11 protein-coding genes are annotated in these 16,038 nt (G+C 72.9%); 8 read left to right on the forward strand and 3 right to left on the reverse strand.

The window, feature by feature from the left end; genetic code table 11:
- Window positions 1–315: 315 nt before the first annotated feature.
- On the forward strand, window positions 316–2,676 hold the full coding sequence (locus G011_RS0124885) for a trehalase-like domain-containing protein (protein ID WP_019610834.1): 2,361 nt from the start codon (window positions 316–318) through the stop codon (window positions 2,674–2,676).
- Between the two features lie 111 nt (window positions 2,677–2,787).
- Here the strand turns inward: G011_RS0124885 and G011_RS0124890 are convergent, their stop codons facing one another.
- Both G011_RS0124890 and G011_RS0124895 read right to left on the reverse strand, forming a co-directional pair.
- Window positions 2,788–3,363 carry a hypothetical protein gene (locus tag G011_RS0124890; RefSeq protein ID WP_026338641.1) on the reverse strand — a complete coding sequence of 192 codons (576 nt, stop codon included), beginning with the start codon at window positions 3,361–3,363 and terminating at the stop codon, window positions 2,788–2,790.
- Between the two features lie 247 nt (window positions 3,364–3,610).
- Window positions 3,611–4,207: a GNAT family N-acetyltransferase gene (locus G011_RS0124895; protein WP_019610835.1), complete on the reverse strand. Its 597-nt coding sequence runs from the start codon at window positions 4,205–4,207 to the stop codon at window positions 3,611–3,613.
- A 215-nt stretch (window positions 4,208–4,422) separates the two neighbouring features.
- On the opposite strand from G011_RS0124895, the gene G011_RS0124900 reads away from it, so the two are divergent.
- The 5 genes from G011_RS0124900 (at window position 4,423) to G011_RS0124920 (ending at window position 11,389) form a co-directional block, all read left to right on the forward strand.
- Window positions 4,423–5,538 carry a winged helix DNA-binding domain-containing protein gene (locus G011_RS0124900; RefSeq protein ID WP_019610836.1) on the forward strand — a complete coding sequence of 372 codons (1,116 nt, stop codon included), beginning with the start codon at window positions 4,423–4,425 and terminating at the stop codon, window positions 5,536–5,538.
- 118 nt (window positions 5,539–5,656) lie between these two features.
- Window positions 5,657–7,639, forward strand: coding sequence for a hypothetical protein (locus tag G011_RS0124905; protein ID WP_019610837.1), 1,983 nt, complete (start codon window positions 5,657–5,659; stop codon window positions 7,637–7,639).
- A gap of 214 nt (window positions 7,640–7,853) precedes the next feature.
- A complete protein-coding gene (locus tag G011_RS0124910; RefSeq protein WP_026338642.1) occupies window positions 7,854–8,873 on the forward strand; it encodes a DedA family protein in 1,020 nt (339 codons plus the stop codon).
- A 212-nt stretch (window positions 8,874–9,085) separates the two neighbouring features.
- Window positions 9,086–10,489 (forward strand): dihydrolipoyl dehydrogenase, encoded by a 1,404-nt coding sequence (lpdA, locus tag G011_RS0124915; RefSeq protein ID WP_019610839.1) that lies wholly within the window; start codon window positions 9,086–9,088, stop codon window positions 10,487–10,489.
- A 186-nt stretch (window positions 10,490–10,675) separates the two neighbouring features.
- Window positions 10,676–11,389 (forward strand): hypothetical protein, encoded by a 714-nt coding sequence (locus G011_RS0124920; protein ID WP_019610840.1) that lies wholly within the window; start codon window positions 10,676–10,678, stop codon window positions 11,387–11,389.
- Between the two features lie 227 nt (window positions 11,390–11,616).
- On the opposite strand, the gene G011_RS0124925 is transcribed toward G011_RS0124920, so the two are convergent.
- A complete protein-coding gene (locus tag G011_RS0124925; protein ID WP_019610841.1) occupies window positions 11,617–13,221 on the reverse strand; it encodes an OmpA family protein in 1,605 nt (534 codons plus the stop codon).
- Between the two features lie 361 nt (window positions 13,222–13,582).
- Here G011_RS0124925 and G011_RS0124930 point away from each other — a divergent pair, with 361 nt between their 5' ends.
- The gene (locus G011_RS0124930; protein ID WP_019610842.1) at window positions 13,583–15,220 is read left to right on the forward strand and encodes a molybdopterin-dependent oxidoreductase; all 1,638 of its coding nucleotides are present in this window, start codon (window positions 13,583–13,585) and stop codon (window positions 15,218–15,220) included.
- Window positions 15,221–15,296: 76 nt separating this feature from the next.
- Window positions 15,297–15,944 (forward strand): fasciclin domain-containing protein, encoded by a 648-nt coding sequence (locus G011_RS0124935; RefSeq protein WP_019610843.1) that lies wholly within the window; start codon window positions 15,297–15,299, stop codon window positions 15,942–15,944.
- Window positions 15,945–16,038 lie beyond the last annotated feature (94 nt).

Consider the following 16,038-nt stretch of genomic DNA (forward strand, 5'->3'; position numbering starts at 1 on the left):
CGGCCTTCGCCCTATTTTGCGACTGATTCGTGACCTGCATCACTGGAATCTGAGGTCGCAGGTACCTGCGGGACGCAGGTAGTCTCGCGTTGACTTCTTGCGGACCGGATCTTTGCGTTCGGCACCACCTCTCGCCCACGCACACGTGAAGAGCTCCTGAGGATCCCTCTGACGTCCCCGGAAGTCCCATCCCGCGCCACAAGCCCTGGGCTCACTCTTGTGCACACCCATATCAGAGTGAACCAGCAGCATGCGCGCGGAGTCCTACAGATCATCCGATTCCCCAGGTCAACGCGGACCAACGGAGGAGGCAGCGTGACGGTCACCCAAGCGGTCGAAGCGGTTCCGGGCATGCCGGGGGACACCGCTCCCGCGCTCATGCCCGTGGACGTCCGGCAACGCGTCTCCGCCCTCGCCAGAACCTCACGGCTCCTGGTGGCCTGCGACTACGACGGCGCCCTCTCCACGGTCGACCCGGCCGACCGGCGCCCGCTGCCCGAGGCCCTGCGTGCGCTGCGCGACCTGGCCGACCTGCCGGGCACCGTGTGCGCGGTCATCTCCGGCCGTCCCCTGCGCGACCTGGCCGCGCTCTCGCGCCTGCCCGCCGAGGTGCGCCTCGTGGGCGCCCACGGCACCGAGTTCGACACCGACGTGACCGTCGATCCCGACCACCGCGACGCCGACTCGCCCTCGGACAAGGCGGCCGCCCTGGAGCTGCTGCGCGACCAGGTCGAGGCCACCGCCATCCTCTACATCGGCGGCGGCGAGGGCGAGGAGCCCGTCTTCATGCGGCTGACCGGCGCCGACGCGGGCGTGCGGGTCGGCGAGGGGCCCACCGTGGCCTCCCACCGCGTGGCCGACACCCCGACCGCCGCGGCCCTGCTGTCCGCGCTGGCGGCCGAGCGCCGCTTCTGGGTCTTCGGCGAGCGCCCCACGCCCATCGAGCGCATGTCGATGCTCTCCAACCAGGGCTCCGTGGCCCTCGTCGGCCCGGACGCGCGCCTGCTGTGGTTCTGCCACCCCGAGCCCGACTCGAACGCCGTGTTCGCCGAGGTCCTGGGCGGCCGCCAGGCGGGCGTGTTCGCCGTCGCCCCCGCCCACGGAGGCCGTCCGCTGGGCCAGCGCTACCTGCCCGGCACCATGACCGTGCGCACCCGCTGGTCGCGCATGGACGTCACCGACTACCTCGCCCACGGCACCCCCCAGGGGCGCACCGACCTGATCCGGGTGATCAGCGGCGTCACCCCGGCCACGGTGGAGTTCGCCCCCCGTCCCGACTTCGGCCGTGCGCCGGTGCGCATCACGCCGCAGGAGAACGGCCTGCTCGTCAAGGGCGCCGACTTCCCGATGGCCCTGTACTCGCCCGGCGTGGAGTGGGAGATCGACCACGACGGCGTCTCCGACCTCGCCCGCGCGGTCGTCCACCCGCGCTCGGAGCAGCCCGTGGTGCTGGAGCTGCGCTGCGGCACCGACTCCCTCGTGCACGGCACCCTGCCCGAGTCCGAGCGTCAGCGGACCTCCGGCGAGCACTGGTCGCGCTGGCTCGACGGACTCACCCTGCCCGACACCGCCCAGCAGCTGGCGGCGCGCTCCGCGCTCACCCTGCGCGGGCTGTGCACCCCCTCCGGGGGCGTGATGGCCGCCGCGACCACGTCGCTGCCCGAGGAGATCGGCGGCGTCCGCAACTGGGACTACCGGTACTGCTGGCTGCGCGACGGCGCCCTGACCGTGCAGTCGCTGGTCTCCCTGGGCTCGACCGCCGAGGCCGAGGAGTTCCTGGACTGGGTGCACCGGGTCGTGGACTCGCTGCCCGGCCCGGAGATGCTGCGCCCGCTGTACTCGCTGCGGGGCACGAACCTGGGCCCGGAGGAGGTCATCGAGTCGCTGTCCGGGTACGCGGGCTCGCGGCCGGTGCGGATCGGCAACCTGGCCGACCACCAGGTGCAGCTGGACGTGTTCGGCCCCGTCGTGGAGCTGATCGAGAAGCTGTCCTCGGTGCGCGGCACCCTGGCCGACCGCGACTGGGACCTGGTGCGGTCGATGGCCGAGGCGGTCGCACGCCGCTGGCACGAGCCCGACCACGGCATCTGGGAGGAGCGCGACGAGCCCCGCCAGCGCATCTACTCCAAGGTGATGTGCTGGGTGACCCTGGACCGCGCCGTCTCCCTGGCCCGTGCCTACGGCCGCGAGGTGGACCCGTCCTGGCCGGACCTGCGCGACGGCATCGCCGCCGAGGTGCTGGACAAGGGCTGGAACGAGGAGGCGCAGGCCTTCACCACCGCCTACGACGGCACCGACCTGGACGCCGCGTCCCTGCACATCGGCCTGTCCGGGCTGATCGACCCGGCCGACGAGCGCTTCCAGGCCACCGTGACCGCCGTGGAGGCGGAGCTGCGCAGCGGCCCGACCGTGTACCGGTACCACCGCGACGACGGCCTGCCGGGCGGCGAGGGCGGCTTCCACCTGTGCACCGCGTGGCTGATCGAGGCGTACCTGCTGACCGGCCGCCGCGCGGAGGCGGACGAGCTGTTCAAGCACCTGGTGGACTGCGCCGGACCGACCGGGCTCATCCCGGAGGAGTTCGACCCGGTCACCGAGCGGGCGCTGGGCAACCACCCGCAGGCGTACTCGCACCTGGGCCTGATCCGCTGCGCCCAGCTGCTCGACCGCCTCTGAAGGACCCCAAGGGGCGTCCGCGGCGCGCTCCCCGGCCCGTGAGGGCCGTGGGAGCGGGTCCGCGGACGCCCCTTCGCCATGGGAGGGACCCGCGGTGTCGGGCGGGACCGCTCAGTGACCGGTGGGACCCGTCTGGCCGGGGTGGCCGCCGGGGCCGGGGTGGCCCGGCTGTTCCCCGTAGCCCGGCTGGCCCGGGTGACCCGGGTGGCCCGGCTGACCGCCCTGGCCGGGGTATCCGCCCGGCAGGGGCCGGTACCCGGGGTCGGTCACGCGGAACCACTCCTGGGCGCTCTCGGTCCGGACGAGGATCACGATGACGACCATCAGGATCACGCCCACGGCCGGGTTGGAGGCGTCGCTGAGCAGGTTGAGGAGCGCGCTGGCGAGCCCCAGGCCCACGACCACGAGCACGAGTGTGCGCGCTCTGGCCCCGCCCTTCTTCAGGGCGATCACGACGTAGGCCTCGAAGGCCGTGAGGGCGAGGCCGTAGACCAGGATGGCCGCGAGTCCGCCCACGCCCATGCCCATCTCCGCCTCGACCTGCGCGCTGGGCAGGTTGACGAGGGCGACGAGACCGATCAGGGCCAGGGAGTAGAGGACGACGGCGAGCACGATCCTGATGACGAGGATGACGCGGACCGCCTTGAGCGTGCCGGGCATCGGGGGTGCGGGGATGTGGGGGTTCACGGGGGAGACGCCTTCCCGGTCGGAGTCGTGAGCGGGACGAAGGATGTTTCGGGTCTACGACTTCCGCGGGGCGGGAACGGTTCCCCCCCGGGCGGAACCCGTGCCCGCAGGGCGGGCGGCTCCCAGGGGACGGGAGCCGCCCGTGACACCGGGGGGCGGTGTTGAGGGTGATGTCTTCCCTTCGTTCGGCGTCCTAACCATCCGCAGGTTCGGGCACGGGTGAGCCCGTCCGCCGCCGACGCGGGCCTCACCGGAAGCGCGGGCCCTCCTCCAGGCGCTCGCGCACGCCCGGCCACTCGTTGCGCAGCACCGAGTAGTACACGGCGTCCCGGCGGCGCCCGCCCGGCATGACGTTGTAGCTGCGCAGGACACCCTCCTCCGTGGCGCCGATGGAGCGCAGGCCGCGCCGGGCCCGCTCGTTGAGCACGTCGGTCTTGAACTCGACCCGCTCGGCGCCCATCTCCTCGAAGGCGTGCCGCAGCAGCAGGTACTTGGACCAGTGGTTGACTCCCCGGCCCCGGAAGTCGCGCCCCAGCCAGGAGCTGCCGATCTCCAGCCGCAGGTCGGGCTCGGACATGTGCCCGTAGCTCATGCTGCCCGCGATGCGCCCGCTCGCCTTGTCGGTGACGGTGAACGTGGAGCGCTCTCCGCCGTCGCTGGCGGCCAGGTAGGAGTAGAAGAACCGGACGAAGCTCGCCTCGTCGTCCACACGGGCCACGAAGTGCGTCCAGATGTCGGGGTCCATGGCCTGTTCACGCCACCCCTCGCGGTCCGTCTCCACCAGGGGAGTGAGCAGCACGTGCTCGTTCTCCAACCGGACACGCGACTGCTCGGACCACGACATGGGCACTCCTCCGGTGTACGGCGTTATGTCCGTTGCGGATTGTAGTGTCGCCCCTCGGGCCGCCCGTCGAGTGGGGTACCCCACACAGCCGACGCCCCACCCGCCGCCCGTCCGCCGTCCGGGGACGCACCGGGCCGCCCCGCGCGCGACGCCCGCCTGTCGGACCCGGCCGGTAGTGTGCCCCCACCGACCGGCAATCCTGGAGGAACCGAGCGATGGCCGCCACCGACACCGTCCTCTCCCGGCGTGCGCTGGGCCGCGCCACCCTCGCCCGACAGTTCCTCCTGCGGCGCGTGGACCGGCCGGTGACCGAGGTCGTCTCCCACCTGGTCGGCCTCCAGGCGCAGACCACGCACACCTGGTACGTCGGGCTCCAGAACCGGATCGAGGCCCCCTCCCCCGAGGACGTCGGCCGCCAGCTCACCGACGGCGAACTCGTCCGCGCCACCCTCATGCGCGGCACCCTGCACCTGGTCACCCCCGAGGACTTCCGCGCGCTGCGCCCCACGGTCCAGCCCGTCATCGCCCGCGGCCTGGCGCACAGCGGCCACGGGAAGGCCCTCGCCGGGACCGACCTGGACGCCGTGGTGGACGCCGGGCGCGCTCTGTTGGTGAAGGAGCCGCTCACCCCCGGCGATCTGGGCGCACGCCTGGCCGAGCGGTGGCCCGGGGTTCCCGGCGACGACCTGTCCTACGCGGTGCGCTCCCTGCTGCCCGTCGTCCAGATACCCCCGCGCGGGGTGTGGGGCTCCTCCGGACCGCCCGCGTTCGCGCCCGCCGACACCTGGACCGGGCTGGCCATGGACGCCGAGCCCGATCCGGAGTCGCTCGTCCTGCGCTACCTGGCCGCGTTCGGACCGGCCACCGTGAAGGACGTGCAGGCCTGGTCGGGGCTGACCCGGCTGCGCGCGGTGGTCGACCGCCTGCGCGAGCGCTTGGTGGTCCTGCGCGGCGAGGACGGCGCCGAGCTGTTCGACCTCCCCGACGCCCCGCGCCCCGGCCCGGACGTCCCGGCGCCGGTCCGCTTCCTCTACGACTTCGACAACGTGCTGCGCGGCCACGCCGACCGCGGCCGGGTACTCTCCGCCGAGGACCTGAAGCGGCTCGCCTCCCGCAACGGGATGCCGCCCGCCACGGTGCTCGTGGACGGCGAGGTACGCGGCTCCTGGAAGGTGGTCCGCGCCGGGGGGAAGGCGGCCGTGGAGGTGACGCCGTTCCGGCCGATCGGGGCCGCCGACCGCGAGGAGGCGGAGGCCGAGGGGCTGCGGCTGCTGGCCTTCCTGGCGCCGGAGCGCGAGGCGCACGAGGTCCGGTTCGTGTCGCCCGCCTGACCGCCGCACGTCCCGGTGGACGCGGGCGGATCCTCGCCGACGGGATCCTTTCGGTGTCCGACATCGGCGCATGTGACCGGACCACGGACACTACGTGTGGGTATGGAAGGATTCACAGGTGACCGATGAGTTCCGCGCCGCGTTCCAACGCGTGCTCGACACCGCAGCCAGCCAGGCACCCGCGTTTCCGGCGGCCGTGCACGACGTGTTCCGGCTGTCCTCCCAGGTGCCCGTCGAAGAACTCGCCATCGCCATGGAGGCACTGGCCCCGGTTCTGGGCGACAGTGAACCCGTCGCCGGGATCGCGGCCGACCTCGCCGTCCTGGCCGGCGCCCTCGTGGAGGCCGGAGCGCCCGCGGGACAGGTGGGGCTGGAGGTGCTGCGCCAGCTGGGAAGTTACGGTCAGGCCGCAGTGGCCTTCATGCACGCGTGGGACAAGACCGGCGGCGGACAGCTGCCCGCGCCCAACGACGTGTCGGCGGCCGACGAGCAGCGCGTCGAGGAGGTCCTCGGGGAGAACGCCCCGCTGGCCACCGTGGGCTGGTGGACGTCCCTGCGCTACGGGCTGGCCGCCAAGGCCATGCTGGGCGACCCCGGGGTGCGGGCGGCCGTGCGCGCCGACTCCAGCGCCCTGGAGGGGCTGACCCAGATCGTGCACGCGCTGTCCACACAGCTCAGTGAGTTCGTCGAGGTGAACGAACTGCTGCGGATGGCGGAGGCGAGCACGCTCCTGGTGCTGGACCGGACCTCGCGCCGGGGCTTCCAGGTGCGCTTCGACGGGATCGGCGACAACTTCCAGCTGCACACGCTGCTCGCGGACGCGCTGATCGGCAAGGAGGGGCGGCTGGTGCCCGGCACCCGGCCCGACCCCCGGTGGACCGCCGCGTGCCTGGACGCGCCGGTGGACCCGCTGGCGGACGTGGTGCGCGGCGAGTGGGACCTGGTCGGCGGCGACGGCACGTGGGTGGGCAACGAGGCCCTTCCCGGGGACATCCCGCTGGTCGACGGCACGCGGGTGCTGGTGCTGGAGCCGCAGTCGCTCAGCCACTCCTGGCGCGCGGGGCGCAGGCACCCGCACATCCCGGGGTCGCTGGAGGTGCTGGAGGAGCTGCGCCACGAGGACGCGGCCGCGTGGTGGACGCGGATCCACATGGCCGGTTCGGTGCGCCATCCGATGGCGCCGCCGATCGAGCACGACGAGACCGGAACCCACCGGACGCAGGCGCCCCGCCACTTCGGTGTGGCCGCGCACTTCGCCGAGGTGGACTCGGGTCCGATGTCGGCCTCCTTCCGATCGCTGGAACCGGAGGCCGACGACCCGATTCCCGGGGAGACCGGCGCCGCGTCCGCGGAACCGCAGTCCCCGCCGGACCCGTGGGAGACCCCGTCGCAGGACCGGGACGGGTCCCCGGGGACCGAAGCGCCCGAACCGCACCCGTGGGCCGCCGACCCGCTGCCCTCCCGCACGCGCCCGGAGCCGCCGGAGGCCCCCCTGGCCGGGGACCCGCTCGCGGACCCGCTTTCGGACCCCTTCTCGGACCCGCTCTCGGGTCCGAGGGAGCCCTGGCGGTCCGGAGGAACGGTGGAGGAACCGGACTCCTGGAGCGCCGCGGAGCCGATGGGCGAGTGGCGCAGCCCCGAGCCGCTGGGCTTCCGGACCCCCACGGAGGCCGACGAGAGCACGGACCGGGCCCAGCCCTGGCCCCTGGCCGCTTCGGAGAACTCCTGGAGCGCCGAGGAGCCGATGAGCGATTGGCGCAGCCCCGAGCCGCTGGACTCCCGGCCCCCCGCGGAACCCGAGGAGCACATGGGGCAGGCGGGCCGGACGGGCCCGGACCGGTCCTGGAACACCGTGGCCCCGGAGGACCCGTTGGGCGCCTGGGGGCAGCCGGAGGCTCCGGAGAACCGGGCGGCGGGCCCGGCCCACCCCCTGGACGCGACGGATCCGGCGGAGACGGAGGACACGGCGGACTCCGGGGGCCAGGGCGACGACAGGCGCCCCGGCGCCCGTCTGCTGCCGCCCATGCCGCCGGGAGTCTCGGACAGCTGGGCGTGGGCTCCGGGCTGGAAGTGGCCCGCGCCTCCCGGTTCGTCCGACTGAGTACGGCCCGCGGCGCCCGGCCGGGAAGGGCGTTTCCGGCCGCGGGCCGGGTGACGGTCACGGGTCCGGGGTACGTGCTCGGGACCGCCGACCCGGGCCCCGCTCCGGTACCGCCGTATGACAGGTGTCATGCCGCGACACAGGCGGCTCTCACACCGACCCGGTGACTCCTGCGTCTGGGGGCGGGCCTCCCCGGTCGGCCAAGCTTGGGGGTATGACGACGTTGAACAGCGACCGCCCCGGCACCGACGCCGAGTCCGGAGCCGGAACGGGTTCCGGGCCCGAGTCCGAGGCCGGAACCGGGTCCGCGTCCGGGACCGCGCCCGCCGGTGAGGACTCCCCGCGCGCGGACGGCGCACCCCTGTCCACGGAGGAGCGCAAGGCCGCCGAGAGGGAGGCGCAGAAGGAGGAGGCCCGGGCCGCCCTGCGCGCGATCAAACCCTGGGAGGGCAGGGCGACCCGGCAGGACAAGGCGCTGATGGCCGCCTTCGTCGGCGTTCCCCTCTTCTTCATGGCGCTGACGCCGGTCAAGCCCTTCCTGATCGCCCACCACCCGGTCCTGCTGGAGTTCGTCACCGGCAGCAACGCGGCGATCGGCGCGGCCGCGGCGTTCGCGCGGATCGGGGAGATCCCCCTGTGGCTGGTCGTGGTCGCGGGCGTCGTCGGCAAGGTGAAGATCGACTGGCTGTTCTGGTGGGTCGGCAGGCGCTGGGGCCGCGGTTTCGTCAACCTCATCGCGCCGGGCGACAGGGCGCAGCGCTTCGCCGACCGGGCACAGGACATGAACCCGTGGATCATGCCGGTCGCACTCGTCCTCAGCTACCTGCCGGGCGTTCCCACCGTGTTCGTCCTCGTCATCGCGGGCTGGACCGGGATGCGCCTGGTGCCCTTCCTCCTGCTGGACGCCCTAGGGGCACTGGTCCTCACCGCGTCCGTGGCCTCGGTCGGCTACGCGGCGGGCCAGACCGGGGTCGACATCGTCCTGCTGGTCGACAGGTACGCCCTCTGGTTCACCCTGGCCATCGTCGTCGTCATGGCCTTCGTCCCCGTGTTCAAGCAGAACCGCGCGCAGAAGAGGGCCAAGGCCGCCGAGGAGGCTAAGGCCGCCGAGGAGACCGCGACCGCAGACGGGGCCGGGGCGGCAGAGGAGGCCGCGACCGCAGAGGAAGCCGAGGCCGTGGAGAGGGCCGGGGCGGCGCGGGGCGACGAGAGGGCGCGGGACCCGCGGGACTGACACCGCGGAACCGGCACCGCGGACCGGGATCTCCCGCCGCCGAACGCGCGCGACCCGCTGCGACCAGGCGCTTCCACGGAAAGTACCGTGAAGGAAGCGGCTGGTCACCCACGCGCCGGGGGCACCCGACTAGGCTGGCGTTCGGCAATCCGACAACCCGGGCAAGCCGACTGCGCTGGGTGCGTCACAAACACACTCAAGGAGATCCCGTCATGGGACAGCGACACTTCGATCTGGTGGTTCTCGGCGCGGGCCCCGGCGGCTACGTGACCGCCATCCGCGCCGCCCAGCTCGGACTGAAGACCGCCGTCATCGAGGAGAAGTACTGGGGCGGGGTCTGCCTCAACGTGGGCTGCATCCCCTCCAAGGCGCTGCTGCGCAACGCCGAACTCGCCCACCTGTTCCAGAACGAGGCCGACTTCTTCGGCATCAAGGTCGACGGCAAGGTGGAGTTCGACTTCGGCAAGGCGCACAGCCGCAGCCGCGAGGTGGCGGACGGCCGGGTCAAGGGCGTCCACTACCTGATGAAGAAGAACAAGATCACCGAGCTGAACGGCCGGGGCACCTTCACCGACGACCACACCGTCGAGGTCAGCGGTGAGGACGGTGCCACCGAGACCGTCACCTTCGACCACGCGGTGATCGCGGCGGGCTCCTCCACCAAGCTGCTGCCCGGCACCGAGCTGTCCGAGCGGGTCGTCACCTACGAGGAGCAGATCCTCACCGACACCCTGCCGGGGAGCATCGTCATCGCCGGCGCGGGCGCCATCGGCGTCGAGTTCGCCTACGTCCTGGCCAACTACGGCGTGGACGTGACGATCGTGGAGTTCCTCGACCGCCTCGTGCCCACCGAGGACGAGGAGGTCTCCAAGGAGCTGGGCCGCGCCTACAAGAAGCTGGGCGTCAAGGTGATGACCTCCACCCGCGTGGAGTCGGTCGAGGACACCGGTGAGGGCGTGCGCGTCACCGTCAGCGGCGGAGGCGAGGAGCAGACCCTGGAGGCCGACAAGCTCCTCCAGGCCATCGGCTTCGCCCCCAACGTGGAGGGCTACGGCCTGGAGAAGACCGGCGTCGAGCTGACCGACCGGGGCGCGATCGGCATCGACTCCCGGGGGCGCACCAACGTCCCGCACATCTTCGCGATCGGCGACGTCACCGCCAAGCTGATGCTGGCCCACACCGCCGAGGCCATGGGCATCGTCGCCGCGGAGACCATCGCGGGCGCCGAGACCCAGGAGATCGACTACCGGTTCATCCCGCGCGCCACCTACTGCCAGCCGCAGATCGCCAGCTTCGGCTACAGCGAGAAGGAGGCGCGGGAGGCGGGCTTCGACGTCCAGGTCGCCAAGTTCCCGTTCATGGCCAACGGCAAGGCGCACGGCCTCGGGGACACGCGCGGTTTCGTCAAGATCCTCTCCGACGGCAAGTACGGGGAGTTCCTCGGCGCGCACATGATCGGTCCGGACGTGACCGAGCTGCTGCCCGAGCTGACCCTGGCCCAGCAGTGGGACCTGACCGTGCACGAGGTGGCGCGCAACATCCACGCGCACCCCACGCTCAGCGAGGCGGTCAAGGAGGCCGTGCACGGCCTGGCCGGCCACATGATCAACATGTGACGCACCGGCGCCCTCGGCCCCGCCGCCCCGGGAGGGCGGCGGGGCCGCACCGTACCCGCGGGGGCGCCGCCCGTCGGAAGCGGGCGGCGACCCCTGCCGCGGGCGCTCCGCGGACTTGCTAAGTTTCGTGTGTCCCCGCCGGATCCCCACCCCGAACTCCGGCGCTCCCCCGACCGAAAGCCATCCATGCGCCTGATCCCGTCCACTCCCCTGTCGTGCCTGGGCACGGCCGCCGCCGTCGCCGTCGTCGGCGGGTTCGCCCTCGTCGGTTTCGGCGTGATCGACTTCGACGAGTTCGAGATGGACCTGTCCTTCGGAGACGGCGTGGACCTGCCCTTCGGGGACGGTGAGGAGGCGCCGGAGCAGGAGGCCGGAGCCTCGCCCGGCCCCGAGGAGGAACAGTCGGAGCAGGCCGCGCCGGAGTACGGGCTGCCCGAGTCGTGCGCGGCCGCCGGCGCCGCGGAGGTGGTCGGCGAGCTGGCCCCGGGACAGGTGCTCACCGAGGAGGTCGGTGAGGTGGAGGGCGTCGACGGCGCCGAGCAGGTCGTGTGCTCGTTCAGCGACGGGAGCACCGGACCCGGCGCCTCCTCGTTCACGCTGGTGTTCACCCTCAACGCCGACCCGAGCACCAACCCGGACGTGGTGCGGGTGCCCGGGGAGCAGGAGCAGATGAACTGGGAGGTGGACGTCGACGTGGACGTGGACACCTACCACACCGAGGAGTCCGACTCCCTGGGCGGCGACCTGGAGTACGTGGGCACCGTGGACGGCTCCAGCCGCCACCTGTACCTGGCGCTGCCCGACGAGCTGTACGTCACCGCCATCGCCTACGGCGAGGAGGTGCCGCGCGAGGACCTGGAGCGGGTGGTCATGCTGGCCGCCGAGCGCATCCGGGGCTGACCCGCGACGCGAACGACCGAGGGGGCCGCCGGTCGGCGGCCCCCTCGCGTGCTCGGACGTTCCCCGCGCCCCGTGGCCCGTTCCCGGGCACGGTGCCCGGGCCTGCCCCCGGGCTGTCGGCCCTACGTCGACGTCCCCGTTCCTCGGACGTCTCCTCCGGGCCTCCAACCCCGCCGGGCTCCTCGTCAACCTCCAGCGGCACGGGAGAACATCCGAAAGAACGGGCCCTAGTACTCCACGGGGATCTCCTCGAACTCACCGAACGGGCCCGCCCGCAGGGTCAGCTCCTCCACGTCCACCGGCGGCGCGGGGAAGACCGCGACCAGGCTGTAGGTGTTGTCGGGCTGGAGCATGTGGACCTCCTCGGCGAAGCTGCTGTAGCGCCCCTCGCCGAAGTCCATCTGGGCCACGTAGCGCACCAGGCCGCTCTCCGGCTCCAGCAGCTGGAAGCCGCCGAGCGTGCCCTTGTTGAACTGCTCGGGGCCGCCCGCCTGGACGGCCTCCTGCCCGCCCATGTCGGGCATGGTCGGCTCGTCGGTGGTGTTGGTCAGCGCCACGGTGCCGATGACGTACGCGCCGTCGCGGCGCAGCGGGTAGACCTCCAGGCGCACCCCGTCCAGCTCGCCCTCGGCCACCACGGATCCCGGGTCGTCGTCGTAGGGCGCGGGCCAGGTGACGTTGCGCTGGGCCGCGCCCAGGGCGTCGTCGTCGTACTCCTCTTCCTCCGTGGCCTCCACGGTGGTGTTGAAGACGTAGGAGAACTCCACCCGCCGGTTGCGCGCCCGCGCCTCGTCGTCGTCGGGGCCGCCCTCGCGGGCGATCGGCTCGCGCTCGCCGCGGCCCTCCACCTCAAGGGTGTAGTCGGTGCCCAGCTCCTCGGCGAGCAGGTCGCGCACGCTCTCGGCCCTCTGCACCGACAGGTTGTCGTTGTAGGCGTCGTCGCCGATGCTGTCGGTGTGGCCGATGACGGTGATGACGGGCTCGTCGGGATCGACGTTGCGGGCCAGGCTGGTGGCCGCGCGCCTCACCACGTCCTCGGCCTCGGAGGTCAGGTCCGAGCGGTCGAACTCGAACATGACGTCGGAGTGCAGGGAGATGATCTCCCGGTCGCCGTCGCGGGTGGTGGAGGCGATCTCGGAGTCCACGAAGCTCTGCACCCAGCCCTCGTCGGCCACGGCGTCCGCGTCCGGGCGGCGGTTGGCGAAGGTGAGGTTCTCCCCGCCCGGCGGCGGGTCGTCCGGGGTGAGGTGGTCGGCCCCGTTGGGGTCCTGCGGGTCGGCCCGCTCCTCCTCCACGTCCACGACGGGGATGCCGGTCATGGCCCCGAGCCCGCTGCCGACGAACGTGACCTGCCGGACCTCGTCGGGCAGGCGCGGGAAGTAGCGCACGTACTCGTTGGTGACCCCGTCGTGGACCGGGTAGAGGCCGTCCTGGTTGGGGCTCTCGGAGCCGTACTTGAGGCCCTCCCCGTCCAGGAACTGCCGGTAGACGCGGCCGGTGAGCGGATCGACGAGGGTGTGGGCCATGCTCATGTTCCGGTTGGGCCCGGTGAACTCGTCGAGGTAGGTGACCTCGTAGTACATGACGGTGTACTCGTCGGTGCGCTCCAGACCGGTGACGGCGAAACGCATCTCGTTGTCCCGGCCGGTGTCCTGGAAGATGCGGCCCTCACGGACGTAGGGGAACTCCTCCCTGACCTCGGGCGGGCCCGACGCGTTTCCGAAGGTCTCGGACCACCAGTCGGACACCCCCTCGGTGACCGTGCAGCCGCTGAGCAGGAGGCTGCCCGAGACCGCCAGCGCGACCAGGGGTAGGGGCGACTTCCTCGCCATGTGGGGGAACTCCGATCGTTGAGGAGACGTACGGGCAACATCCTCCTGCACCCGCGGGGCGGAACCGACCGCCCTGCCCGCTGTTGGCGGGTTACGTCCGCTTAGCGACCGGTGCCCGGTGCGGGGCGGTCCGGTCGGCGCGAAAGCCCCGGACGGGTCCCGGACGGGCCTCGAACGGGTTCCGGGAGCGGGGCCCGGAGGAGTCCCCGGCGGGCGGCGGGGGCGCCCCGGACGGGTGACGGGCAACGGGCGGCGCTCTGTCGGCCGCTGACGGCCCCACGTCACCGCAGGTCACGGGCTTTCTCACGCGGTACGGAAAAAATTCCGCGGAAACACCCATCCGCCCCCGCGTCAGCCGCGAATGACCGACGTGACCACCGAGACACGCGGGAACACCCCGCCACGCGACAGGCGACGGGTCGTCGTCGGATCAGTCGTGGGGCTGCTCACGGTCGGCGCCTCACTGGGCACCGCCGAGCTGGCCGCAGGACTGCTCCGCACCGTGTCTCCGGTGGTCGCCGTCGGCGACACGGTCGTCGACACCACACCGCCCTCCCTGGTGGAGGCGGCGATCGACCTGCTGGGCAGAGCCGACAAGGTCGTGCTCGTGGCCGGGATCATCGCCGTCCTCCTGGGTGTCGGGGCCGTACTCGGCACGGCGTCGCTCCGGCGGCCCGTCGTCGGGTACACGGGGTTGGCGGTGTTCACCGCGGTCGGGCTGGCCGCCGTGCTTCCGCACCGCTCCGACGACCCGGGTACCCCGGTGCCCGTGCTCGTCGGGGCGGTCGCGGGGGCTCTGGCCCTGGCGCTCCTGGTGCGCGGCGCGCGCGGGACGCTCCGGCCCGAGGCGGACCCCGGACCACAGGGGGTGGGCGGTCCGAGGCCACCGGCGGGCGCGGAGGGAGCTCCTCCCGAGGCCGGACCGGACCGGGGCCCGGGCAGACGCGGTTTCGTGCTGACCGCGGCGGGCGTCCTGGCCGTGTCCGGCACCGCCGGTGGCCTCGGACGCCTGCTGCCGACCCTCAGCGGAGACGCGGGCTCGCGCTCCGCCCTCGCCCTTCCCGCGGCGGCGAACCCGCTGCCGCCGCTGCCCGCCGCGACCGAACTGGGCGTTCCGGGGCTGACCCCCTTCACCACGCCCAACCGGGAGTTCTACCGGATCGACACCGCCCTCACCGTTCCACGGCTGGACTCCACCCGGTGGACGCTGAGGGTGCACGGGATGGTGGACCGCCCCTTCGAGATCGACATGGACGAACTGCTCGCCGGGGAGCTCGTCGAGGCCGACATCACCATGACGTGCGTGTCGAACCAGGTCGGCGGCGACCTCGCGGGCAACACCCGCTGGCTGGGCTTCCCCCTGGCCGACCTGCTGCGGCGGGCGGGCGTGCGGTCCGGCGCGGACCAGATCCTCAGCACCTCCGACGACGGCTGGACCTGCGGCACGCCGACCGAGGTCGTCATGGACGGTCGCGACGCGCTCCTGGCCGTGGGCATGAACGGAGAACCCCTCCCCCACGTGCACGGCTACCCGGCGCGCATGGTCGTCCCCGGCCTCTACGGGTTCGTCAGCGCCACCAAGTGGGTCACCGACATCAAGCTGACCCGCTTCGCCGACGAGCGGGCCTACTGGGCGCAGCGCGGCTGGGCCGTGCGCGCCCCCGTCAAGACCATGTCCCGCGTGGACGTGCCCGCGCCCCTGAGCCGGGTGGACGCCGGAGAGGTCGTCCTGGCCGGAGTGGCCTGGGCGCAGCACCGCGGGATCGACGCCGTGGAGGTGCGTGTGGACGGGGGCGGGTGGCAGCGGGCCGAACTCGCCGCGGTCCCCGGCGTCGACACCTGGGTCCAGTGGGTGGCCGAGACCACCGTCGAGCCCGGCCAGCACTCCGTGGAGGTCCGGGCCACCGACGCCACCGGGTTCACCCAGCCCGCCGAACGGGTGGATCCCGTGCCCGACGGCGCCACCGGCTGGCACGGCATCCGGTTCACCGCCGAGTAGACGTACCCCTCGACCAACACCGGCGCAAGTCGGTGACGTGAGCCAACAGAAGTTAACCAAGTTGAAGGAGCAAACAATGGTCCGCAAGAGCAGCCTCACCATCACGGCCGCCGCTGCCGCGCTCGCCTTCGGTCTGACCGCCTGTGGCGGCGACATGGGCGGCGAGGAGGAGGCCGCCGAGGAGACCCCCACCGCGGCCGAGTCCGAGAGCGGCGGCATGGGCGGCGAGGAGGGCACCACCGAGATGGCGGGCGAGAACTTCGGTTCCGGCTGCGCCGAGGTGCCCGCCGACGGCGAGGGCAGCTTCGAGGGCATGGCGGACGACCCGGTCGCCACCGCCGCGTCCAACAACCCGGTGCTGTCCACGCTGGTGACGGCCGTGACCGAGGCGGACCTGGTGGACACGCTCAACTCGGCCGAGGACATCACGGTCTTCGCCCCGGCCGACCCCGCGTTCGAGGCGATCCCGCAGGAGGACCTCGACGCGCTGCTGGCCGACCAGGAGCAGCTGACCGAGGTGCTGACCTACCACGTGGTCGAGGGCCGCCAGACCCCGGCCGACCTGGAGGACGGCACGTTCACCTCGCTCCAGGGCGGAGAGGTCACCACCGAGGGCTCCGGCGAGGAGTTCACGGTGAACGGCGAGGCGGCCGTCATCTGCGGCAACGTGCAGACGGCCAACGCCACGGTGTACATCATCGACGGCGTGCTGATGCCCGCCTAACGGCCTCCGGCACGGTGCGACCCCCGGGCGGTCCGAGCGTTGACGCCGGGCCGTCCGGGACCGCCACCGCACCCGCGCCCGGCGGGGCTCCGTG

It is taken from the genome of Nocardiopsis sp. CNS-639 (genome assembly GCF_000381685.1).
Taxonomy (GTDB): domain Bacteria; phylum Actinomycetota; class Actinomycetes; order Streptosporangiales; family Streptosporangiaceae; genus Nocardiopsis; species Nocardiopsis dassonvillei.